This is a genomic window from Calidithermus roseus, from assembly GCF_003574095.1.
Classification (GTDB): domain Bacteria; phylum Deinococcota; class Deinococci; order Deinococcales; family Thermaceae; genus Calidithermus; species Calidithermus roseus.
This window is the reverse complement of record NZ_QWLA01000005.1, coordinates 18150-39852: the sequence shown is the minus strand read 5'-3', so window position 1 is coordinate 39852 and position 21703 is coordinate 18150. Positions and strand designations below refer to the sequence as shown.

The following is a 21703-nucleotide window of genomic DNA, read 5'->3' as shown; positions in this document are numbered from 1 at the left end:
AACAAAACAAGGCACAGTGTTTGTGAAGATGAACCAAAGAGTCCTCCAGGTTCGAGGGCTGGGGGCTGGTGGTTATCAGCTTTCGGCGTCTTGCGTACGACCCAATACAATGACCGCGTGCGCTTCGACCAGCTCATCCGCAAAGCCAAGGTGGTCGATGGCTGCGGCAATCCCTGGTTCTACGGGGACGTGGCCATCGCAGGAGAAAAGATCGCGGCCATCACCCCGGCAGGGCAGCTTTCGACCCGTGAAGCCAGGGAGGTGCTCGAGGCCGAGGGCCGGGTGCTGGCTCCGGGCTTCATCGACATCCTCTCCCACTCCATCCAGCCCCTCATGCGCGACGGGCGCTGCCTCTCCAAGATCACCCAGGGCGTGACCACCGAGATCATGGGCGAGGCCTGGACCCCAGCCCCCCAGGGCGGGCACATCGCCCCACGCAAGCTCGCGCCCTACGTGCCCGAGGCGTGGAACGAGCGCATGAAAACCTGGGAGCGCTTGGGGGACTGGCTCGAGGCCATGCTCGAGCACGGCGTATCGCCCAACGTCGGAAGCTTTCTGGGCGGGGGCACCCTGCGGGAGTACGCCTGTGGGATGCGCATGGGAAAAGCTGGCCGGGACGAACTCGAAGCCATGCGCCGCGTCGTGCGCGAGGCCATGGAGGACGGGGCCTTCGGGGTGTCCTACGCGCTCATCTACCCGCCGGACGACTACGCCGACACCGAGGAGATCGTGGAGGTCTGCAAGGTCGTGGCCGAGCACGGCGGGCTCTACATCACCCACCTGCGCTCGGAGAGCGACCGGCTGCTCGAGGCTGTGGAAGAGGCCCTGGAGATCGGGCGGCGGGCCAAGCTGCCGGTACAGATTTACCACCTCAAGGCCTCCCGCGAGGACAACTGGCCCAAGATGGCCCAGGTGATTGCCCGGATCAACCAGGCCCGAAAGGCCGGGCAGGACGTGAGCGCCGACGTGTACCCCTACACCGCCAGCGGCACCGGCCTCACGGCCATGCTGCCCAACTGGGTCGCGGAGGGGGGCGGGCTCTACGAGAAGCTGCGCGAGCCGGGGGTGCGGGCGCGAATCCGGGCTGAACTCGAGGGCCCCAACCCCAACGTGGACACCCGCTCCCGCGCCGAGCACGTCATGCCCGTGGGGTTCCAGAGACCCGAAAATCAGGTCTACGTGGGCAAGCGCCTCTCCGAGATCGCGGCCATGCGCGGCCAGGACTGGCTCGAGGCCGTCTTCGACCTGCTGGCGTCGGAGGGACAGCGCATCAGCACCATCTACTTCAGCATGAGTGAGGACAACCTGCGGCTCGAGCTCTCTCAGCCCTGGACCATGGTCTCGACGGATGCGGGCGGCTTCGACCCTGAGTGGGCCAGCGCCTACGGGCCGGTCCACCCCAGGGCTTATGGCAGCTATCCCCGCGTGCTGGGGCGCTACGTGCGCGAGGAAGGCGTGCTGAGCCTCGAGGAGGCGGTGCGCAAGATGAGCTCCTTGCCCGCCAACCGCCTCTCCCTCTTCGACCGTGGCCGTATCGCCCCCGGCTGCAAGGCCGACCTCGTCCTCTTCGACCCCGACATCATCAGTGACCGCGCCACCTTCGAAGACCCCCACCAGCTCTCGGTGGGCGTGCAGGAGGTGTGGGTCAATGGGGTGCGGGTGCTCGAGGGAGGCCAGCACACCGGAGCGACGCCGGGACAAGTCGTGCGGGGACCAGGCTGGAGAAGTGCAGCGAACTGAGGCTCACCCTGTCTAGTACTACCTAATCTCCACCCCTGCCCACCGCTCGAGCAGCCTCGCCACCGCCGTGTGGTCGACGTCGGCTGAGCCCACCTCGCGTTTGGCAATCTCGAAGAACTCGCGGAGCTGGCGCAGTAAGGGGGCGGGCGTGCCGGCGGCCTCGAGCACCTTCACGCAGATTCCCATGTCCTTCGCCAGCAGGCCCAGGGCAAAGGTGTTGGGGAATTCGCGGCTGAGCACCCGTTGCCCGAAGAGGTTCTCCGAGACGTTGGAGCGGCCCGAGGAAGCGTTGATGACCTCGAGGGCCAGCTCCAGCTTGATGCCCTGCTTGGCCAAGGCCACCATGCCTTCGCTCAGGGCCCAAAGGTTGACCGCCAGCAAGCCCTGATTCACCGCCTTGACCGCGTGGCCCGCCCCCAACGGCCCCACGTGCACAATCTTGGCGGCGTAGCTCTCCATCACGGGCTTGGCCCGCTCGAAGTCGGCCTCGCTCCCGCCGCACATCACGGTAGCCCTGGCGTTGATGGCTCCGGCCACCCCGCCCGACAGGCAGGCGTCGAGGTAGCTCACACCCCTGCTCGCCAACAGGGCAGCAGTCTGCTTCGCCAACTCGGGTTCGCCCGAGGTGTGATCCACCCACAGCGTTCCTGCCCGCAAGTGCGGTAAAAGCGCGCGGGCCAGGTCGTCGACGTCCTTGGAGACGGGGACACAGGTGAAGATGATGTCGGCTTCGGCGGTCTGCTCGAGGCTCACCGCTTTGCTGCCGAACTCGAGGGCGTGCTGCTGGGCCTTGGCCGGAGTGCGGTTGTAGACCAAGGTCTCATACCTCTTGGCGAGGTGCCCCGCCATGGGATAGCCCATCGCGCCCAAACCGATAAATGCCACCTTCATAGTCCCTCCGCAATGATTGCGTCTGCCTCGATCTCTACCAGCATCTCGGGGTCGATGAGGGCGCCGACTTGCACCATGGTAGCCGCCGGGCGAACCTCACGGAAGAACTCACCGTGGGCGCGGCCCACTGCTTCCCAATCACGCTCGATGTTGAGCACGTACATGCGGGTGCGCACCACGTCGGATAGCCTGGCCCCGGCTTTAGCCAAAGCTCCTTCGATGATGTGCAGGATCTGTTTGGTCTGGGCGTAGGCATCACCCACGCCCACCAGCCTGCCGTCTGGCCCCACCGCCGTCGTTCCCGCCACGTGCACGTAAGGGCCAACCCGCACCGCCCGGCAGTAACCGACGATGGGCTCGTAGGGAGAGGTTCCGGGGATGTTGTGGCGCATGGACAGAGAATACAGGATGCAGCTAGCTCTCCAAAAAGGCCCGTGCCCCGTCGGCCACGTACTGCACGGCCAGGGCGGCCAGCAGCAGCCCAAGTACCCGCGTGATCACGTTGATGCCGGTGCGGCCCAGCAAGAAGCGCAGGCGGCTCGAGGCCCGCAGAAGGAAATAGGCCATCACCAGCACCACCGCGGCCATGCCCAGCACGATCCACAGCCCGAACTCGACCCTGCGCGACTCGCCCGCCAGAATCAGCACGCTGGCCAGGGTTCCCGGCCCGGCGATGAGGGGGATGGCCAGCGGGAAGACCGAGACGTCCGAGCGCTCCCTGGCCTCGTCCTGCTCCTCCTTGGTCTCGCGCTCCCAGTGGGCAAAGACCATGTCCACGGCGATGCGGAAAAGCAGGATCCCCCCGGCGATGCGCAGGGCCTCGAGGCTGATCCCCAAGCGCTCGAGCAAGGGGCCTCCGACCAGGGCGAAGAACAAGATCACCCCGCCCGCAACCAGGATGGCCTTGCGGGCGATGCGAAGCTGCTCGGGGCGGGGGCGGTTCCCCGCCAGGGCCACGAATATCGGCACCACCCCCACCGGGTCGATGACCACGAAGAACGTCAGGAAGGCCTTGCTCGCCAGTTCCAGCATGTGAGCCTACTCGAGGTAGCCCTCGAGGTCATTCTGAAGCCGCTCGGCGTCCTTGGCGCTGCGGGTCACGATGAAGATGGTATCTTCCCCGGCCAGCGTCCCCACGATCTCGTCCCGCGCGAGGCGGTCCAGCAGCAAGGCAATCCCCGTGGCATGTCCGTCGGCAGTGCGCAACACCAGGATGTTTTCCCCCCGGTCCACGTCGTGCACCATCTCGCGGAACATGCGCCGCAGTTCCTCCTCCACGTCCTCGGCCAGGGTCACCGCCGCGAGCGCATACTTATGCCGACCCCGGCCCATGGGCATACGCACCAGCCGCATCTCGTTGATGTCCCGGCTCACGGTGGCCTGGGTCACCGCATAGCCACGCTTGCGCAGTCGATCGACTAGTTGGGCTTGGGTGGAGATATTCTCCTGGGAGATGATCTCCTGAATGGCCCGGTGACGCTGTTCTTTGCTTGCCATAATGATCCCTCTGCGGTTTGCGCAGGTGAGTATACATCATTTTTATGCAAGGAAGTGCTCCTTGCTAGAAGTCATGCATCGTACAAACGTGCCGACGGTCGATATCGATAGTCGATACCCATCGGACCGTATTCACACAAATATGCCGATAGCCAAAAGCCCCTATAGGGCAAGCAGGTGGCTCGCCCTCGCTTACTGTTTTCTCTAATCCCGGTCCCGCTCGCGGTCGGCGACGGGTTCGGGGACTTCGCGGGGGTACATCTGGTCGAGCATGCGCGAAAGGCGGTCCTCGGGCACCAGGCCCTCACCAATGCTCAAGCGGCCAGTCCGCAGTTCCTGCATGGCCCACGTCACCGCGTTGGGGTCGGGTTTCTCCCCTTCCAGGGTGCGCATCTTGGGCCACTCGGAGGGCTCGAGGACGGTGTTCTTGAACTGGTAGCGCAGCAGTTGCTGGGCGCGCTTGGCCACCACTACGGTGAGTCGGTACTTAGAGTCGGTCAGGCTCAGCAGATAATCAATACCAGGTTCGGCCACGCCCCGATTTTGACCACCCCTCCTCACTCTGTCAAGATCCCGCCTTGCGAATTTTTTCCTCCAGTACAGCATTTTCTGCGTCAATTTCCGGGTCGTGGGTCAGGGCTTGCGCGATGGCCTCCTTCATCCGGGGATAACGCAGGCGCTCGGCGCGGATAATCGCCATGAAATCGTTCACCGCACTGCCCAGCTCGTCATTGACCACCACGTAGTGGAAGTTGTGGGCAGCTTCCATCTCACGCCTGGCCTGGGCCAGGCGCTTCTCGATCTTCTCCAGGCTCTCGGTGCCTCGTAGGAGCAAGCGGTGCTTCAGCTCGGAGAGCGAGGGTGGAACGATAAAGATCATCACCGCGTCGGGCGCTTGCTTGGCGACTTGCAAGGCCCCTTGCACCTCGATTTCCAGCAGAACATCGAGCCCCTTGTTCAAGGCTTCCTCCACCGGCTCGCGGGGGGTGCCGTAGTAGTTGCCCACGAACTCGGCGTACTCGAGGAAGCCATTGCGGGCGATACGGGCTTCGAACTCCTCCTTGCTGACGAAGTAGTAGTCCTGGCCGTTCTTTTCGCCAGGACGCGGCGCGCGGGTGGTCATCGAAATAGAGTAGTGCAGGCTTCTGTGCAAGTAGCCCATTACCTGAGCCCGGATGGTGCCCTTGCCCACCCCCGAGGCCCCCGTCATCACAAACAGCGTTCCTCTTGCCACAGCTTTCTCCCCCGGAGAACTACTGCAAACCACGGCATCCTACCAGAGCCCCCGCGGCCACACAAGGCGGAACGAGATATGCGTGTAGACAATTTCAGGTTCAGTTCAGCCTGGCGGATTGAAGTGTGGGTGTTATGATGCTGGCGATGTCAGATATGCCCCTACTGAGGTGGCCATGGAGCTAAAAGTTGGCGTGGTTGGCGTGGGGGTCATGGGGACCTACCACGCTCAGATCTATGCGGGCCTGCCGGGAGTCAAGCTGGTGGGCGTGGCCGATCCTGACCCCATGCGACGGCGGGTTATTGAGCAAGACCTCGAAGTACCCGCCTACGCCGACCCCGAAGCCTTGCTAGGCCAGGTACAGGCCGTAAGCATCGCCTCCCCCACTTCCCATCACTACCAGCAAACGCGGCTATTCCTGGAAGCCGGCGTTCACGTGCTGGTGGAAAAACCCATGACCCCCTCCCTCGAGCAAGCCCGCGAGCTGGTGCAACTGGCCGAGCGCCGGGGCCTGGTGCTTCAGGTGGGACACATCATGCGCTTCTACCAGGCGGTGGCGGATCTGCCCAACCTGCTGGGGAATCCCTGGGTGATCGAGGCCAGGCGGGTGAGCAACAACCGCCGCATCCGGGACATCGGGGTAATCCTCGACCTGATGATCCACGACCTGGACCTCATCCTGCTGCTTCTGCGGGAAAAGCCCATGCGCTACACGGTGGTGGGCCAGGCCCTCGACGGGCGCGACGAGTATGCCCACGCGGTGCTCGAGTTTCCCTCCGGGACCCAGGCCGTGCTCACCGCCAGTCGGGTCTCTCCTCAACCCGAGCGCTCGCTGACCATCGCCCAGCCGGGCGAGGTAGTGCGCATGGACTTCACCAACGACCCCTACACCGAGTTGTCCATCCACCGCGCCATGAGCAACGGCGAACTGGGCGGCCCCACCCACGTGCACGTCGAGCGCACCTCCATCCACAACGAAAACCCGCTGCGCCGCCAACTCAAGCATTTCGTCGATCGTATCCAGCGCGACGATCCTCCCTTGGTAACCCTCGAGGACGACCTGCTGGCCCTCGAGATGGCCCTCGAGCTTTCCAAGGCCCTCAACTCCTTGCCGCAGGACAGGAGGGTGATGCCCTATCCCAGGTGAACCTGTCATGGATATCACGCAAATTCTGCAATTCCTGCCCCATCGCTACCCCTTCTTGCTCATCGACCGGGTGCTCGAGGCCGATGAGAAGCGCTTCAGGGCCCTCAAGAACGTGACCTTCAACGAGCCCCATTTCCAGGGCCACTTCCCCAGCTACCCCATCATGCCGGGAGTGTTGATCCTCGAGGCCATGGCCCAGGCTTCGGTGGCAGTGGTCACCAAGCAGCCGGAGTTCAAGCCTGGGGGCCTGGTGTTTTTGGTAGGGGTCGAGGAGGCGCGCTTCCGCAAACCGGTAACGCCCGGCGACAGCCTGATCCTCGAGGGCGAGCTTTTGCAATACCGCCGGGGCTTGGGCAAGGTCAAGGTTGAAGCCAAGGTGGAGGGTGAGGTCCGGGCCGAAGCTACCCTGACCTTCGTGCTGCGCAGCGAGGGCTGAGCCATCATGACCCACACCCTCATTCACCCCACGGCGGTTGTCTCACCCAAAGCCCGATTGCTTGGCAGGGTCGAGATCGGCCCCTACGCGGTTATCGAGGGGCCCTGCGAGGTCGGCGACGGGGTTCGGATCGGGCCACACGCGGTAATCCTGCCCTACGTGCGCCTGGGCGAAGAGGTCCGGGTGGGAGCCCACGCGGTGCTGGGCGGGGAGCCCCAGGACCTGAGCTTCAAGGGGCAGGAAAGCTGGCTCGAGGTAGGAGCCCGCACCATCCTGCGCGAAGGGGTCACCCTGCACCGCTCGACCCGCGAGGACTGCCCTACCCGCATCGGTACGGGCTGTTACCTGATGGCCTACAGTCACGTGGCCCATGATTGCCAGGTTGGCGACGGAGTGATCCTAACCAACAACGTCATGCTGGCCGGTCACGTCAGCGTGGGCAAGGGTGCGGTGATCGGCGGTGGGGCAGCAGTACACCAGTTCGTGCGCATCGGGGCGGGCGCGATGCTCGGGGGCATGGCGGGCGCCCGTAAGGACATCCTGCCCTTCACCCTGGCCACCGAGGTTCCGGCCATCCACTACCGGCTCAACACGGTGGGCCTGCGGCGCAGCGGCGTGAACGGAGAACGTTACAAGGCCCTCGAGCGGGCTTTCCGCGCCCTGCGTGCTGGCAACTCCCTCCCCGAGGATCTGCCCGAAACCCCAGAGGTGCTCGAGCTTCGCGCTTTCCTCGCCAGCCCCAGCAAGCGCGGCATCGCTCGTTTCGTCCAGCACGATGCGGATTGGGAGGGGTAGCCATAAGACGTTCAATCCTAAACGCCAAGCGACGTTGAGCGCGCTCTGGCCATCGGCGTGCTTGAGGCTATCCTCAAGCACCCATCTCCGCCGGTTGTTCCAGAGGCGTCTTTAGCGCCGGGAACTCGTGGCGGTGGTGCATGACCCGCACAGCGTAGTCGTAGGTGAAGTAGCTGTAAGCCCAGTTGCCCAGCACCATCAGGCGGTTGCGGAAACCGGCCAGGTAGTAAAGATGCACCCCCAACCAGGCGACCCAGGCCGGGAAAGCGCTCAGGCGAAGCCCCTTAATTTCGGCGACTGCGGCATTGCGGCCCAGCGTCGCCATGTTGCCTTTGTCGAAATAGCGGAAAGCCCTCTTCTCTTCCCCCCGCAGCTCGCGCAGGATGTTCTGCGCAGCCAGGCGGCCCTGCTGCATGGCCGTGGGGGCTACTTGCGGGTAGGGGCGGCCATCTTTGTACTCCAGGAAGTTCATGTCGCCCGCCACGTAGACCTCGGGGTGCTCAGGCACATAGAGTTCAGGGGTAGTGGCGACCCGGTTGCCCCGCACGACCTGTAGGCCGGGGATCCCCTGCCCGGTTACCCCGGCAGTCCAGACGGCGGTGAAGGTGGGGATGAACTTGCCGCTCTCCAGCCTGACCCCGTCGGGCCGGATCTCCACCACCCGCTCACCGAGCCACACCTCCACGCCCAGCCGCTCGAGGAAGCGCTGGGCATAGCGGGCCGAGGAGGGTGCGAAAGCATCGAGTAGCCGACTGCCGGTTTCGATGAGGATGACCCGCACCTCACGCAAGTCCACGCCGGGGAAGTCCCGGGGGATCACGTGGCGGCGCACCTCGCCCAGCGCCCCAGCCAGCTCCACGCCGGTCGGCCCACCCCCCACGATCACCATGGTCAGGAGGGCCCTACGGCGGTGGGGATCTGCGGTACGGCTGGCCTCCTCGCCAGCCGAGATCAGGCGATCACGAATGCGCATGGCGTCATCGAGGGTCTTCAGGGCGTAACCGTATTTCGCCACACCCGGCAGCCCGAAGTCGTTGGTCCTCGTGCCCAAACCTACGATCAGGTAGTCGTAGGGCACCGGCCTGCCCTCGACCATCAGCACCCTGGCCCTGGGGTCAATCCCCTCGGCGTTTCCCAGCAAGAAGCGGGCGTTCTTGTGCCGCCGCAGGAAAGCCCGGACCGGGAAAGCAATCTGGGGGGCCTCGAGGCCCGCCGAGGCCACCTGATACAGCAAGGGCTGGAAAAGGTGGTAGTTGTTGCGGTCTACCAGCGTAACCCGCACCGAAGGCTCGCGCGAAAGCTCCCGCACGGCGTTGAGACCTGCGAATCCAGCACCCAGTACGACGACGTGTTTCTCGGCCATCTGGCCTCCTCCTTCATTCAGGAATCCAGGCAGAGGCGTCAGCTTAATGTTGTGCGAGTATGGCGGCCTTCCCCGGACTCTTGTGTGGGGACAAATGTCCCTCGAGAACAAATGTACTTCTTTTCACAAGTCACAGTGGTATAGATTTCACAATTGCTCCGCAACATCGGGTGCAACAACCCACCACAGCGAGAGGCTGGACCCAACTCAACGTGCTTTGCTTCCGGCCCTCAACGCCGCCGCCAGGCGGGAGCCATTACCCGAATCAACACCACGCCCACGACAAAGCCGCCGATGTGAGCCCAGAAAGCGACCCCCGGAACTCCGCCAAAGGATTGGAACAGCTGCAGCAAAAACCACAGCCCCAGATAGATCACGGCTGGAATGAGGATGGGGAAAAAGCCCAGCAGGCTCACGATCAGCGCACCGGGGTAGAGCACGATGTAGGCCCCGAGCACTGCGGAAATCGCCCCCGAGGCTCCGATCATGGGTGCGTCGCTTCCATAAGAAACGAGGCCCTGGGCCAGCGCCGCTCCCACACCCCCTAGCAGGTAGAACAGCAGGAACCTTCCACGCCCCAGGCGGTCCTCGACGTTATCCCCAAAGACCCACAAGAACCACATGTTCCCCACCAGATGCCCAATCCCCCCGTGCAGGAACATGCTGGTGAAAAGGGTGGGCCACTCAGCCAGGGAGTCGGCGAAGAAGTTGGCAGGAATGAAGCCGTAGGCGTAGATGATGGCCCCAGGATCGTTGAGTACCCACTCCCACACGAAGGCCAGCAGGTTGGCGACGACCAGCACGGGTACCAAAACCGCCCGGCGGCGCGGGCGATTGATGTCGTAAAGGGGGAACATGGGCCAAGTTTACAGGTCCAAGCGCAGGTCAAAAACAAAAATCCCGGCAGGAGTCGCCGGGATAGAGGACTCGAGGCTCGAAACTCAGCCCACCTGCACGTCAATCTTGCGGGGCTGGGCAGCCTCGGCCTTGGGGATGTCTACGTAGAGCACGCCATGCTTGAAGTTGGCGCTCACCTTGGAGAGGTCGTAGGTGTTGGGGATGGTGAAGCTGCGGGCAAAGGTGCCATAGGCGCCCTCGAGGCGGTACTGCTGCACCCCCTCGGGCCGGTTGAAGGGCCGCTGGGCCGTAACACTGAGAGTGTTGTTCTCGGTAGTCAGCTCAACGTTGCCGGGCTCGACGCCGGGCAGGTAGATGGCGAAGTGCAGGCCCTGGGCATCGTCCATGACGTCAACCAGGGGAGCATAAGTGCGGTTGCCGTTCTCGGGGCGGGTCAGGCCGAAGTTGCGGAACAGGCGTTCCTGAATCTCCTCGATTTCTCTGAAGGGGTCAAAGCGTACCATCGTTTACCTCCTGTTTGAATAATAAAACTTGAGTGTTATATTGTCAAGTTTATTGACCATAGCAAACCATAAAAAATTATGGCCAGGAGACTACCCTGGCCTTGAGATGAAGCGGGCCCCCGCGAGCCACCTCACCAGCGAACGAGGCCCGCTAAGCCGCCAAACTCCTCACGCAGGCGGGCTTCAGCCTCGCCGTGAACGATCTCCAGCCGCAGGTTGTAGGCCTGGGCCAGGGTGGGCAGGACCTCCTTCAAGGAGACTTCCTCCAGCTTCTCTCCAGGGCAGTAGGCTTCGGCGGCCTCACGGGTCAGCTCTACCCTGCCCGAGGCGCAGCGGAACACCCTCACCTCCAGACCCCAGGGCACCACCAGCAGGTGCAAGCGCCCTTCCTGCAAAGCTTCCAGCACCTGCTGCAAGCCCCAGATGCCCCGCTCGCGAATGGCATCGAGGAGCTTTTCCTCGCGGGCACGCTCGAGCAGAGGCAACTGCTGCTCGAGGGCCTTGAGAACCTCCCCCGGGCCGACTCTGGAGTGCGGCATGGAGGGCAGGATGTAGGGTTCGGGGAGGCCGTTCGGCAGGTGAGCGGCGAAGTTCTTGGTGTCGGGGTCAGGTCCCATAAGAATGAGCCGTCTAGTGCCCCTGGTTTTCATGGTTTCGGCCAACCTCTGGGCCATCTCCCGGTAAAAGCGTTCGGTCCACTCGCCCATGCGCTCGTTGAAGCGATCCTTGCCACTGCCCCCCGAGGCCCGGCCTACGTACCCCACGGCTCCGGGACCGGCGCTGCGCCCCCCGGCTGCCGTAGCGTCCTCTCCTAGGTCGCGCCACTCATTGGCGGCAACCGCCCGGAAGGCTCCCTCGAGTTCCTCCACCCGCCCCATGTGCAGCTCGAAGAGCCGCCACTTTTCCCGGTCCACCAACACCACCGCGTAGCGCTCGTACTCGTCGAGGGCGTACATCAGGGGGGTGAGGTAAGGTTCGCCCCAACGGGCCTCGACCCCGTCCGGCAGGGGTAGTTCGGTCTGGAGGTCGTAAGCCTCTACCCAGTCTTCCCCGGCGAAAACCGCCCGCAGACGTCCCTCCGGTAGCCTCTCCATCGCGCTCAGGGCCCGGTCGAGCACCTTTTCAGGCACTCCCAGGACCCTCATGGCTTCCTTGGCCCTGGTCAGGTAGGCCCTACCCGAGTTGCTGGGGTTGGCCGGGTTGATGTCAACGTAGAGCGAGAGCATGGGGGCGGGTTTCGCGGCGATCTGCTCGTGAATGCGGCGAATGTTCTCCTGGTTGAGCATACAGGCCTCCTCGAGTTCGCATCCTGTCGTGGTTACCTTTAGGCCGTACGCAATGCGTCGAACACCTAACGCCAACCGCTGGAACTTGTGGCTTCCTGCTCAGCGCTTATCGCTTAGCTGAGTGTCTACCCTCAGTGTAACCCTCTTCAGGCCTGAACAGCTTTCTTGAGCTCGAAGGTCAAGCCCAGCGGTCCGACGTCAACCCACAAGTTGGCTCCCTCGCCGACCTCGCCCGAGAGGATCTTGCGCGAGAGCGGGGTCTCGAGCTCGCGCTGGATGACCCGCTTCAGAGGACGTGCACCGAACACCGGGTCGTAGCCGCGCTCGGCCAGGAAGTCCAGGGCTTCGGAGGAGAGATCGAGGCTGATGTGCTTCTCGACCAGCCGCGCGCGCAGGTTCTTGAGCTGGATTTCCACGATCTGGGCGATCTGCTCGCGCGAGAGCGGGCGGAAGACCACGATTTCGTCGAGACGGTTGAGGAACTCGGGGCGGAAGTTCTGCCGCAGCACGCCCATGACCCGCTCGCGGATGCCCTCGTAGCTCAGGCCCGACTGGATGCCCTCGAGGATCAGCGGCGAGCCGAGGTTGGAGGTGAGGATGATGACGGTGTTGCGGAAGTCCACCGTGTGGCCCTGTCCGTCGGTCAGGCGCCCATCGTCGAGGATTTGCAGTAGGATGTTGAACACGTCGGGATGGGCCTTCTCCACCTCATCGAAGAGGATGACGGCATAAGGGCGGCGGCGGATGGCCTCGGTGAGCTGCCCGCCCTCCTCGTAGCCCACGTAGCCGGGCGGGGCCCCCACCAGCCTCGAGACCGAGTGCTTCTCCATGTACTCGGTCATGTCAATGCGCACCATGGCCTCCTCGGTGTCGAAGAGGGTAGCTGCGAGGGTCTTGGCCAGCTCGGTCTTGCCCACGCCGGTAGGCCCCAGGAACAGAAAAGAGCCAATGGGCCGTTTGGGGTCGCTGAGCCCGGCCCTAGCCCGGCGGATGGCGTCGGCCACGGCCAGGATGGCCTCGTCCTGGCCCACTACCCGCTGGTGCAGCTCGTCCTCCAGGCGCAAAAGCTTCTCGCGCTCGCCCTCGAGCAGCTTGCTCACGGGGATGCCGGTCCAGCGGGCGACGATCTCGGCGATGTCCTCCTCCGAGACCTCGGGGCGGGCGAACTTGGCGCTTTGCATCTGCTGCGAAAGCTGCTGTACCTCGGCCTCGAGACGGGGTAGCTCGCCGTAGCGCAGCTCGGCGGCCTTGTTGAGGTCATAAGCCCGCTCGGCCTGCTCGATCTGCGTGCGCACCTCGTCGAGCTTCTGCTGGGCCGCGCGCAGCCGGTTCATCACTTCGCGCTCGGCCTCCCACTCCGCACGCTGCTTGGTGATCTCCTCGCTCAGCTCGGCGATCTCGCGCTCGATGTCGGAGAGCCGTATGCGCGACTCGGGGTCGGTCTCTTTTTTCAGCGCCTCGCGCTCGATCTCGAGTTGCAGCTTCTTGCGGTTGAGCGAGTCGAGGGCCTCGGGGCTCGACTCCAGCGCCATGCGCAGCCGGGCCGCGGCCTCGTCCACGAGGTCGATGGCCTTGTCGGGCAGGCGGCGGTCGGTGATGTAGCGGTGCGAGAGCTGCGCGGCGGCGATGAGGGCGGAGTCGGTGATGCGTACGCCGTGATGCACCTCGTACTTCTCCTTGATGCCGCGCAGGATGCTCACGGTCTCCTCGAGGCTGGGCTCATCGACGAACACCGGCTGGAAGCGGCGCTCGAGGGCAGCGTCCTTCTCGATCTCGCGGTACTCGTCGAGGGTGGTCGCCCCGATCATGTGCAGCTCACCCCGCGCCAGCGCGGGCTTGAGCATGTTGCCCGCGTCTACCGCGCCCTCGGCCTTGCCCGCGCCCACGATGGTGTGCAACTCGTCGATGAACAGGATGATCTCCCCGGCGCTCTGAACGGCTTCCTGGATCACCGCCTTCATCCGCTCCTCGAACTCGCCACGGTACTTGGCCCCGGCCAGTAGCGAGCCCATCTGCAAGCCGATGATGCGCTTGCCCTTGAGCCCCTCCGGCACGTCGCCCTTGACGATGCGCTGGGCCAATCCTTCGACGATGGCCGTCTTCCCTACCCCCGGATCGCCGATGAGCACGGGGTTGTTCTTGGTGCGGCGCAGCAGGATTTGAATGGTGCGCCTGATTTCTTCGTCGCGCCCGATCACCGGGTCGAGCTTGCCTTCCTCGGCCTGCTTGGTCAGGTCGATGCCGTACTGCTCGAGCGCGTTGTACGTCCCTTCAGCGTGTTCTGAGTTCACTTTCCTCCCTCCTCTGGCCTCGAGCATGGCCGCTTTGACTCTGGCAGCCTCGAGCCCTGCGAAGCCGGTCTCAGCCAGCGCCAGCAGCAGGGTATCCACTGCCACGTAGCTATCTTTGAGCTCGGCGGCCAGTGCCTCGGCCCGTCCAAACAGGCCGTTGAGCTTGCCCGAGAGGTATTGCCCCGCCTCGGCCCCACTGATGCGCGGCAGCCTGCCCAGCTCGCTCTGGGCAGCCTTGTACACCGCCTCCGGACTCAGCCCAGCCCTGGCCACGATCCTGGCCGGAAGCCCCGCTGAGTCTCGCAGCAGCACTGCCGCCAGGTGGGGCACGTCGATCTGCGAGTGGCTCATCTCCCTGGCCAGCACCTGGCTCTGAGCCACCGCCTGACGCGCCTGTTCGGTCCACTTCTCCAAATTCATGTCAAAGCCTCCGTCGCAGTAGTTTTATCATGATACTTGAGCGTAATATTGTCAAGTCTAATGAGCGAAATAACTTGATATAAGCTGGAGATAGTATAGACCTTCGGAGGTTGGAGGGGATTATCCTGCCCCGTACAACCTGACCAAAGCCTTCGCCGCCCCACCTAATTGCTCATCAAACGTTAGCAGATGTGGGGTGGTGCCATATCTATATCTGGAAGTCCGAAGCTTCTCAGCGACCGATATTAGGGATCCGGCTGGGTTGTCTTCATGCACCGAGGTACTTGAAGTAAGCCTCGCGGCGGATGGCCCCGTGAATGGTGTCGCCGTCGGCCACGATGACCACCGGGTACTTGCGGAACATCACCGAGAGGTCGTTGGCGGCGATGTCGCTGCCCACCACGGGGGCTTCTTCCCAGGGGACCAAGGAGTCCTCGAGGCCGATCACCCCGATGGGCACCCCGCCCTCGCGGATGACGGCGAGCTGGGTCTCCAGCGAATCGGTGCCCAGCCCATCGAGCACGGGGATGGGCTTGGCGAGGGCCTTAGCCGAGGTGGGCACGAAAAGCCCCGCTGAGAGCAGGGTGGTGGTGGTCACCCGCACCGCCCTTTTGAATACCCACAGCGAAATGGTGAAGACCAGCAAGAAACAGATGCCCTCGAGCAGGCCGAAGAAGTTCAGGCCGTCCCAGCCGAAGGCCCCCCTTCGCCCAAAGGCCAGGTGAACCAGGCCGGAAGCCAGAATTCCAGCAATGAGGGCGGCGAGGTAGGCGATCAAACCAGCAAGGCGTAGCTCTCGAACGGTTCGCATGTCGTCTTCCCTAGAATACCCTGAGCGGCCCTGGCCCACACCTCTACAGGTCCTGACCCGTCCGCACTGCGCCTCGCTCCAGCCACACCAGGTCCTCTTCCTTATCGATGTCCACACCCACCCCGGCGAAAGGCACCACCAGAGCCCGTGCAGACATACCCAGCAGGTGCGAGACCCTGGCCTCGAGTTCCGGGATGCTGAGCCGGCTCAGCAGCAGCTTGAGGAGCACGCCCCAGCCGATCATCTGGGCCAAGGCGAGGGGGTTTTTACGCAGTGCCACCACCTTGCGGGCCAGCCCCAGCGCCGAGCTGAAGAGCTGTTTGTCGAGCAGGATCACATTGCCGCCGGTGAAGCTGCCCTCCCTGAGCCGGGCGTAGGTGCGGCGCATGCCAGGGAAGGAGCGCTCGATCTCCTCCTTGCGCACCGCACAGTAGACCAGCCCGGCCTTGGGAGCCTGCCCCAGGATGTAGCGGATGGCCTCGGCACTCAGGAAAGGCATGTCACCCGAAGCGACCAGAACCTTATCCGAGTGCGCGACCTCGAGCGCGGCCTCGAGGTTCTCCAGCATGCCCCCCCGGTCGAGCAGTTGGAGCCTGGGAGCGGGCTCGAGGGGATGCTCCGGCCCCACCACCAGCGTGGTGAGGCCCGAGGCGGCCAGGGCCTCCAGCACATGCTCGACCAGCGGACGCCCCCGAAAGGGCACGAAACACTTGCTGGGCACACCGAAACGCTTCGCCAGCGGATCGTCGGGACGTCCCCCTGCCAGCACGATGGCTTCCACGGCAGCCACAATATTTTGTCGAAGACCGAACGTCAAACCCCGTACAGGCTTCTGAACTTGCCGTGGAGGTAGCGGATGAGGTACTCGGGGTTCAGGTCCTCGCCGGTCACGTTCTTTAGCAACTCGCGCGGCCAGTAGCGGCTGCCCTGGTGGTGAATCTTGCGGCGGGTCCACTCCAGGAAGGGTGCGAACTCGCCCCGCTCGAACTGGGGCTCGAGCGCCCCGAGTTCTTTCTCGGCCTGCCGGAAGAACTGCGCGGCGTAGAGGTTGCCCAGGCTGTAGGTGGGGAAGTAGCCGATCAGGCCCGCCGACCAGTGCACGTCCTGCATCACCCCGTCGGCCAGGGTGGGCGAGCTGATGCCCAGGTACTCCCGGTACTTCTGGTTCCAGGCCTCGGGGGCGTCGTCCAGCGAGAGTTCGCCGCGCAGCAGGGCCAGCTCGAGTTCGAAGCGGATCATGATGTGCAGGTTGTAGGTCACCTCGTCGGCCTCGACGCGGATCAGGCTGGGCTGAACCTGGTTGATGGCGAAGTGGAAGTCCTCCAGCCGCACGTCGCGCAAAGCCTCGAAGTGCTGCTGGGCCAGGGGCCAGAAGTAGCGCCAGAACCCCAGGCTGCGGCCCACCAGGTTCTCCCAGGTGCGGCTTTGCGACTCGTGGATACCCAGCGAGACCTCGCTGCCCATGGGCGTGCCGTAGTGCTCGGCCAGCAAGCCCTGGCCGTAGAGGCCGTGCCCCATCTCGTGGATGGTGCCGAAGAAGGCCGGGTTGAAGTAGTCCTCGAAGTAGCGGGTAGTCAGGCGCACGTCACCTGGGCCGATGCCCATCATGAAGGGGTGGGCTACCGAATCGAGCCGACCGGCCTCGAGGTCGAAGCCCAGCCTGGCAATGACTTCCTTGGCGAAGGCTTCCTGGGCTGCGCGGGGAAAATAGCGGTGGAGGACGGAGACATCGGGCTTGCGCGGGGCCTGCTCCAAGCAGCGCAGCAGATCGACCGTGGCCTCGCGCAAGCGCTTGAACACGGGCTCGAGCTGGGCCGCGGTAGCCCCCGGCTCGTACTGGTCAAGCAGGGCATCGTAGCGCTCCTTCTCGTAGCCCAGGGCGTCGGCCACCTCGCGGGTAAGCGCGAAGATGCGCTTGAGTACGGGCTTGAATCCCTCCCAGTCGTTTTTGGGCCGGGCCTCTTCCCACACCGCCTGTCCCTCGGCGGTGGCCTGGGCCAACTCGACGGCAAGGCGCTCGGGGATCTTGGTCTGCTGCTCGAAGCTGCGCCGCCACTCGCGCACGTTGACCGCCTCGACCGAGGTGGGATCGGCCACCAGCTCGGAGCCCTCCACCACCGCCAGCATCTCGCCGATGCGGGGGTCGGTGGCCCGCTGGTGCAGCAGCTTGGCCAGAGTGCCCTGCATCATGGCCCGGTGCGGGTGTCCCTTGCGGGGGGTGTAGGTAGCCTGATCCCAATTAGCCAGGGCCCCGAAAGCCCCCAGGTAAGCCGATTCCTTGCTGTGGCCCTCGAGCCACTCGTAGGCTTCGCGCGCAGTCATGCCGCCCATGATATAGAGGGCTGAACTTCAAAGACTATGACCCGATCCGAGTTGATGACCGCGGGATCGGCGAGTTGCAGCCCAGTCGGCGCGGCAGGGTGGGTTATCATCCGGCACGGATGCGCCAAGCTGTGCCCGGCCCCACCCCCCGCGAACTCCTGCCCCGGCTGCGCGAGTTCCAGCAGGACCCCCTCGAGTTTCTGCTCGATCTCGCCCGGCGCTACGGCCCCTTCGTGCGGCTCCCTGTGCCGGGCCTGCACATCTTCAGCATCGCCCAGCCCAACGCCGTCAAGCACGTGCTGCAAGACAACGCCCGGAACTACTCCAAGCGCACGCTACAGTTCACCAACCTGGCCATGGTGACGGGTCAGGGCCTCCTCACCAGCGACGGCGAGTTCTGGCTGCGCCAGCGCCGCATGGCCCAGCCCGCCTTCCACCGTCAGCGCATCGCGGGCTTCGGCGAAGCCATGACCGCTGCCGCCGTGCGGATGCTAGAACGCTGGAAGGCCCGCGAAGGTGAAGCGCTCGACGTCGACCACGAGATGATGGAGATGACCCTGGAGGTCGTGGGGCTCACCCTCTTCTCCAGCGACTTCTCGGCTGCCGCCAAGCGCATGGTCGAGGCCACGCTCACCACCCTCGACTACGTCATCCACAAGGCCCAAAACCCCTTCGGCCCCCCGGCCTGGGTGCCCACGGCGCGCAACCGCCGTTTCCGGCAGGCCCTGGGCGTGCTGGACCAGGCCGTTTACCAGCTCATCGAGGAGCGCCGGGCCCAGGGCCTACCCCGCGACGACCTGCTCTCCCTGCTGCTCGAGGCCCGCGACGACGACGGCCAACCCATGACCCTGCGCCAACTGCGCGACGAGCTCATCACCCTCATCATCGCCGGGCACGAGACCGTCGCCAGCGCCCTCACCTGGACCTGGCACCTCCTGGCCCAACACCCCCAGGCCGAGGCCACGCTGCACGCCGAGCTCGCCCAGGTCCTAGGAGGCCGCACCCCGACCATGGATGACCTCCCCCGCCTCCCCTACACCCGCGCCGTCTTCGAGGAGGCCCTGCGCCTCTACCCCCCCGCCTGGCTCATCACCCGTCGCGCCACCGGGCCCGACACCGTCGGCGGCTACCCCATCCCCAGGGGCTCCCTGCTGATCCTGAGCCCCTACCTCACCCACCGCCAGGCCGAGGTCTGGCCCGAGCCCGAAACCTTCCGTCCCGAGCGCTTCCTCGAGGACGCCCGCCCCCCACGCTACGCCTACATCCCCTTCGGCGGCGGCCCCCGCTTATGCATCGGCAACAGCTTCGCCCTGGTCGAAGGCCAGCTCATCCTCGCGACCGTCGCCCAGCGCTACCGCCTTCGCCCTGCTGACCCGAAGCCCGTCGAGGCCGCCCCCCTGGTCACGATCCGCCCCAAAGGGGGCCTGTGGATGCGGCTCGAGCGGCGCTGAAGTCGATGGTCGATAGCTGAACGCCTTTTGAAATCGATCATCCACTGGGGTTGTGCCCACCCCGCAGGCCAACTACAGCCCCACTTCCCAGTGGAAGGGCGCTCACGCCGTACTGCCCTGCTCCGGCCGGGGTGTGCGGCTCACGCGGGAGGGGGTGGGCGGGGTGTCAGGGGAGCGACGAACAGGGCAAACACGAGGTTCGCCCCTACAGGATTCCTCGCCCGTTCAGGGTCAAGGCTTTGCTGCTTCCCTTCCTCAGACTCAGCTCCGGGTCTTCTTTCCCTCGGTCACGTCCGGTCCCCCGTCAGAGGGGCTTGTCCTCGGGTTTGACTTCGGTGATGGGTTCCTCCCTGATCTCGGTGGTGGCCCCCTCCTCGCGCTCGATCTTCAGCCGTACACGGGTGACGATCCCGGCAATCACGCCCAGCGCCGCCAGCACGGGCAGAGCCACCGTTACCACGCCACCCACCAGCACCCCCACCGTCAGAGGCACTGAAAAGATTTCCTCCCCATTCTCCTTGCACACGGTTACCCGGCGAGCGTTGCCTTCCTGCACGAGTTCGCGTACCTTGTCGACGAGCTGGCCGCCTGAAATCTCGATCTCCTCGACCCAGGTCTTGCCTTTGGGTTCCTGCGAATTCCCTGCCATGAATTCACCTCCTCCCCTTCAGTGTACCCACCGGATGAAGGCCAAAAAAACCGAACACGTGTTTGTTGTCTCGAAGACGCCGATCACCAACCCCTATGCCACGAGGCTCCCAACACCCGTAACCCCTCGCTCCCCCCTTTCCCAGCCCTCAACGACTCACCCCCGAGGCAATAAACTCAGGAGCGATGAAAACCATTCGTAGTCGCAAGGCACCCACGGCTTATGTGGTGGGGGTGGGTTATCTGCTCTCCACCCTTTTCCTGTTCTGGAGTCTCATCGCAGGGTACTGGCAAGGGGTTGATCCCTTCTGGGCGGCTTTCGTCATCGTATTGGCGATGGTGTTTTACCTGCTGCGGATGGGCCTCGAGCTGCTCTTCTTCGACCGGGTAGAGGTCACCCCCGAGCGGCTCACCCAGCGCAGGCTGCTGGGGGCTCAGCATACCGACCTCGCCCAGCCCAACCTGGCCGACCTGAGCCGCGACCTGGGCGGCAACCGCTACTTGGTGCTGGCCCGGCTCGGCGACAAGCTTCCGCTGGCCGCCGTCAACCTGCGCTATCTGAGCAACGCGCGGGAAGTGGCCCAGGCCATCCTCGAGGCCGTGCAGCACAAGAACCCCCAGCTCGAGATCAGCCCCAGGCTGCTGCAACGCTTCGGGCAGCCCCCCTACGGGACTTTCAACTGACCGCGAAGGCGTCCGGCGGCAGGGCGAAGCCCAGCGCCTCGAGGATCACCGAGAGGTGAAAGCGCTGGAGCTCCTGGGGGCCGATGTACTGGCCGATGAGGCGGTAGGCCTCCTTGGGCACACTCTGCAAGGCCAGTAACGTGTGGTAGGGCTGGAGTATCTCCAGCGGCAACGGCCCGCCGGCGTAGAGGAGCAAGTCGCTGTGGCGGGCCAGGGCCTCGGCCCGCTCGAGGCCCACTACCACGTCGCCCCGCTGGGGCGAGGGGACGCGGGCCATGAAGGCGTCGCCCTCGGGAAAGCTGGGGGCCACCAGTGAGACCCGCGCCACGCTGCGCAACCCGGCGGTGAGTTCGGGGCGCAGCGGCCCCAGCCACAGCAGCCGGTCGCCAAAGGCGTAGCGGTGGAGCAAGTTGGCCAGCGCCATGCCCTCGAGGTAGTAGCCCCGCAGCCGCGCTCCCTCGGGAACCACCAAATCCACCCGCGCAGCCTCGCGGGCCTCGGGCTCGAGCGCCCCCACCAGCTTCAGGGCATCGATACGAACCTGGGGGTCTTCCAGCACCGCCCCGGCAAAGCCCAGCGGGACCAGCCCAGCCAGGGCCGCCACCAGGCCGCTCCCCACCTCCGCCGCGTAGACGTGCAGGGGCAGCTTGTGGCCCACCGTAGCCGTGAGCAGGGGCGAAAGAAGCTGGCTCGAGCGCTGATGCAGGATGACCAGGGGCTTCACGAAAGGCCAGTGTATTCCCTCGCCCCTCTCCTGCCTAGAGATCGGGAAAGTCGGGAGCCAGCCCTTACGGACAGCGTCTTGCGTTGGGCGTCTGGCCACCGATCGTTGGCTAGAGAATCCGCACCTGAGCCACAAAACCCGCTCGGAAGAGGGTAAAGACATCGGCGCCGACGAACTGGGTCACCTCGAGGTAGGGCCGGTAGCCCCGGTCGGGGAACTGCACCCCGGCGCTGACGAAGCCGTACCAGGTCTGCCCCAGTGAGAAAGTGATCTCCCCGGTGCCCTGGCGCACGGTGATCCCCGCCCCCACTCCCCCGCTCACGTAAGGGCGAACGATAAGCTCCATGGGCAGGGTATAGAGCGCCTCGGCGGTGAGGATCAGCCCGTTGGGGCCGCCCACGACCAGGTTGGTGCGCACGTCGAGGGGAAAACCGTCGAGATAGGCGCCCAGGCTACCCACGAAATTGCCATAGGGGCCATTGCGCACCCCTACGCCGAAATCGAGCCCACCGGCGAAGGAAATGCCGCAGAACGCCGTCAGTGCAATCAGCCATTTACGCATGGTTCAACTCCCGTACGAGCCCCCGCGTGCCGAGCCAGGA

Annotated in this window: 23 protein-coding genes; 6 read left to right on the top strand and 17 right to left on the bottom strand. The window is 64.8% G+C overall.

Annotation, left to right across the window (positions count from 1 at the left end):
• Nucleotides 1–117: 117 nt before the first annotated feature.
• Nucleotides 118–1740: an N-acyl-D-amino-acid deacylase family protein gene (locus Mrose_RS02515; protein ID WP_119275860.1), complete on the top strand. Its 1623-nt coding sequence runs from the start codon at nucleotides 118–120 to the stop codon at nucleotides 1738–1740.
• An 18-nt stretch (nucleotides 1741–1758) separates the two neighbouring features.
• Here the strand turns inward: Mrose_RS02515 and Mrose_RS02510 are convergent, their stop codons facing one another.
• The 6 genes from Mrose_RS02510 to gmk form a co-directional block, all read right to left on the bottom strand.
• On the bottom strand, nucleotides 1759–2631 hold the full coding sequence (locus Mrose_RS02510) for an NAD(P)-dependent oxidoreductase (RefSeq protein ID WP_119275859.1): 873 nt from the start codon (nucleotides 2629–2631) through the stop codon (nucleotides 1759–1761).
• On the bottom strand, nucleotides 2628–3023 hold the full coding sequence (locus Mrose_RS02505; protein WP_119275858.1) for a RidA family protein: 396 nt from the start codon (nucleotides 3021–3023) through the stop codon (nucleotides 2628–2630). Before Mrose_RS02505 ends, Mrose_RS02510 begins: the two co-directional genes overlap by 4 nt.
• 22 nt (nucleotides 3024–3045) lie before the next feature.
• Complete coding sequence (locus Mrose_RS02500; protein ID WP_119275857.1) at nucleotides 3046–3663, bottom strand: MarC family protein; 618 nt, start codon at nucleotides 3661–3663, stop codon at nucleotides 3046–3048.
• 6 nt (nucleotides 3664–3669) lie between these two features.
• Nucleotides 3670–4128 carry an arginine repressor gene (argR, locus tag Mrose_RS02495; RefSeq protein WP_119275856.1) on the bottom strand — a complete coding sequence of 153 codons (459 nt, stop codon included), beginning with the start codon at nucleotides 4126–4128 and terminating at the stop codon, nucleotides 3670–3672.
• A gap of 204 nt (nucleotides 4129–4332) precedes the next feature.
• The gene (rpoZ, locus tag Mrose_RS02490) at nucleotides 4333–4662 is read right to left on the bottom strand and encodes a DNA-directed RNA polymerase subunit omega (protein WP_119275855.1); all 330 of its coding nucleotides are present in this window, start codon (nucleotides 4660–4662) and stop codon (nucleotides 4333–4335) included.
• Nucleotides 4663–4693: 31 nt separating this feature from the next.
• Entirely contained in the window at nucleotides 4694–5362 is a 669-nt protein-coding gene (gene gmk, locus Mrose_RS02485) for a guanylate kinase (protein ID WP_119275854.1), read from the bottom strand.
• 175 nt (nucleotides 5363–5537) lie between these two features.
• Between gmk and Mrose_RS02480 the strand changes: the two genes are divergently transcribed.
• The 3 genes from Mrose_RS02480 to lpxA are packed head-to-tail and all read left to right on the top strand — an operon-like array spanning nucleotide 5538 to nucleotide 7740.
• Nucleotides 5538–6509 carry a Gfo/Idh/MocA family protein gene (locus Mrose_RS02480; RefSeq protein ID WP_119275896.1) on the top strand — a complete coding sequence of 324 codons (972 nt, stop codon included), beginning with the start codon at nucleotides 5538–5540 and terminating at the stop codon, nucleotides 6507–6509.
• 7 nt (nucleotides 6510–6516) lie between these two features.
• Nucleotides 6517–6945: a 3-hydroxyacyl-ACP dehydratase FabZ gene (fabZ, locus tag Mrose_RS02475; RefSeq protein ID WP_119275853.1), complete on the top strand. Its 429-nt coding sequence runs from the start codon at nucleotides 6517–6519 to the stop codon at nucleotides 6943–6945.
• 6 nt (nucleotides 6946–6951) lie between these two features.
• Nucleotides 6952–7740 (top strand): acyl-ACP--UDP-N-acetylglucosamine O-acyltransferase, encoded by a 789-nt coding sequence (lpxA, locus tag Mrose_RS02470; RefSeq protein ID WP_119275852.1) that lies wholly within the window; start codon nucleotides 6952–6954, stop codon nucleotides 7738–7740.
• A 73-nt stretch (nucleotides 7741–7813) separates the two neighbouring features.
• On the opposite strand, the gene Mrose_RS02465 is transcribed toward lpxA, so the two are convergent.
• The 8 genes from Mrose_RS02465 to Mrose_RS02430 form a co-directional block, all read right to left on the bottom strand.
• Nucleotides 7814–9103 carry an NAD(P)/FAD-dependent oxidoreductase gene (locus Mrose_RS02465; protein WP_182482636.1) on the bottom strand — a complete coding sequence of 430 codons (1290 nt, stop codon included), beginning with the start codon at nucleotides 9101–9103 and terminating at the stop codon, nucleotides 7814–7816.
• A 230-nt stretch (nucleotides 9104–9333) separates the two neighbouring features.
• Nucleotides 9334–9960, bottom strand: a complete 627-nt coding sequence (locus Mrose_RS02460; RefSeq protein ID WP_119275851.1) for a rhomboid family intramembrane serine protease — start codon at nucleotides 9958–9960, stop codon at nucleotides 9334–9336.
• Nucleotides 9961–10044: 84 nt separating this feature from the next.
• Nucleotides 10045–10464 (bottom strand): Hsp20/alpha crystallin family protein, encoded by a 420-nt coding sequence (locus tag Mrose_RS02455; protein WP_119275850.1) that lies wholly within the window; start codon nucleotides 10462–10464, stop codon nucleotides 10045–10047.
• Between the two features lie 131 nt (nucleotides 10465–10595).
• Nucleotides 10596–11750, bottom strand: coding sequence for a VLRF1 family aeRF1-type release factor (locus Mrose_RS02450; protein ID WP_119275849.1), 1155 nt, complete (start codon nucleotides 11748–11750; stop codon nucleotides 10596–10598).
• 146 nt (nucleotides 11751–11896) lie between these two features.
• The gene (gene clpB, locus Mrose_RS02445) at nucleotides 11897–14461 is read right to left on the bottom strand and encodes an ATP-dependent chaperone ClpB (protein ID WP_119275848.1); all 2565 of its coding nucleotides are present in this window, start codon (nucleotides 14459–14461) and stop codon (nucleotides 11897–11899) included.
• A gap of 268 nt (nucleotides 14462–14729) precedes the next feature.
• Nucleotides 14730–15272: a hypothetical protein gene (locus Mrose_RS02440; RefSeq protein ID WP_119275847.1), complete on the bottom strand. Its 543-nt coding sequence runs from the start codon at nucleotides 15270–15272 to the stop codon at nucleotides 14730–14732.
• Between the two features lie 43 nt (nucleotides 15273–15315).
• Complete coding sequence (gene mobA / locus Mrose_RS02435; RefSeq protein ID WP_119275846.1) at nucleotides 15316–16053, bottom strand: molybdenum cofactor guanylyltransferase; 738 nt, start codon at nucleotides 16051–16053, stop codon at nucleotides 15316–15318.
• A 32-nt stretch (nucleotides 16054–16085) separates the two neighbouring features.
• Complete coding sequence (locus Mrose_RS02430; RefSeq protein WP_119275845.1) at nucleotides 16086–17594, bottom strand: carboxypeptidase M32; 1509 nt, start codon at nucleotides 17592–17594, stop codon at nucleotides 16086–16088.
• 119 nt (nucleotides 17595–17713) lie between these two features.
• Between Mrose_RS02430 and Mrose_RS02425 the strand changes: the two genes are divergently transcribed.
• Nucleotides 17714–19045: a cytochrome P450 gene (locus Mrose_RS02425; RefSeq protein ID WP_119275844.1), complete on the top strand. Its 1332-nt coding sequence runs from the start codon at nucleotides 17714–17716 to the stop codon at nucleotides 19043–19045.
• A gap of 304 nt (nucleotides 19046–19349) precedes the next feature.
• On the opposite strand, the gene Mrose_RS02420 is transcribed toward Mrose_RS02425, so the two are convergent.
• Complete coding sequence (locus Mrose_RS02420) at nucleotides 19350–19694, bottom strand: DUF4342 domain-containing protein (RefSeq protein ID WP_119275843.1); 345 nt, start codon at nucleotides 19692–19694, stop codon at nucleotides 19350–19352.
• Nucleotides 19695–19879: 185 nt separating this feature from the next.
• Here Mrose_RS02420 and Mrose_RS02415 point away from each other — a divergent pair, with 185 nt between their 5' ends.
• On the top strand, nucleotides 19880–20377 hold the full coding sequence (locus Mrose_RS02415; protein ID WP_119275842.1) for a hypothetical protein: 498 nt from the start codon (nucleotides 19880–19882) through the stop codon (nucleotides 20375–20377).
• Here the strand turns inward: Mrose_RS02415 and Mrose_RS02410 are convergent.
• Nucleotides 20370–21101: a hypothetical protein gene (locus Mrose_RS02410; RefSeq protein WP_119275841.1), complete on the bottom strand. Its 732-nt coding sequence runs from the start codon at nucleotides 21099–21101 to the stop codon at nucleotides 20370–20372. The genes Mrose_RS02415 and Mrose_RS02410 overlap by 8 nt on opposite strands.
• Before the next feature lie 109 nt (nucleotides 21102–21210).
• A complete protein-coding gene (locus Mrose_RS02405) occupies nucleotides 21211–21663 on the bottom strand; it encodes a hypothetical protein (RefSeq protein WP_119275840.1) in 453 nt (150 codons plus the stop codon).
• Nucleotides 21664–21703 lie beyond the last annotated feature (40 nt).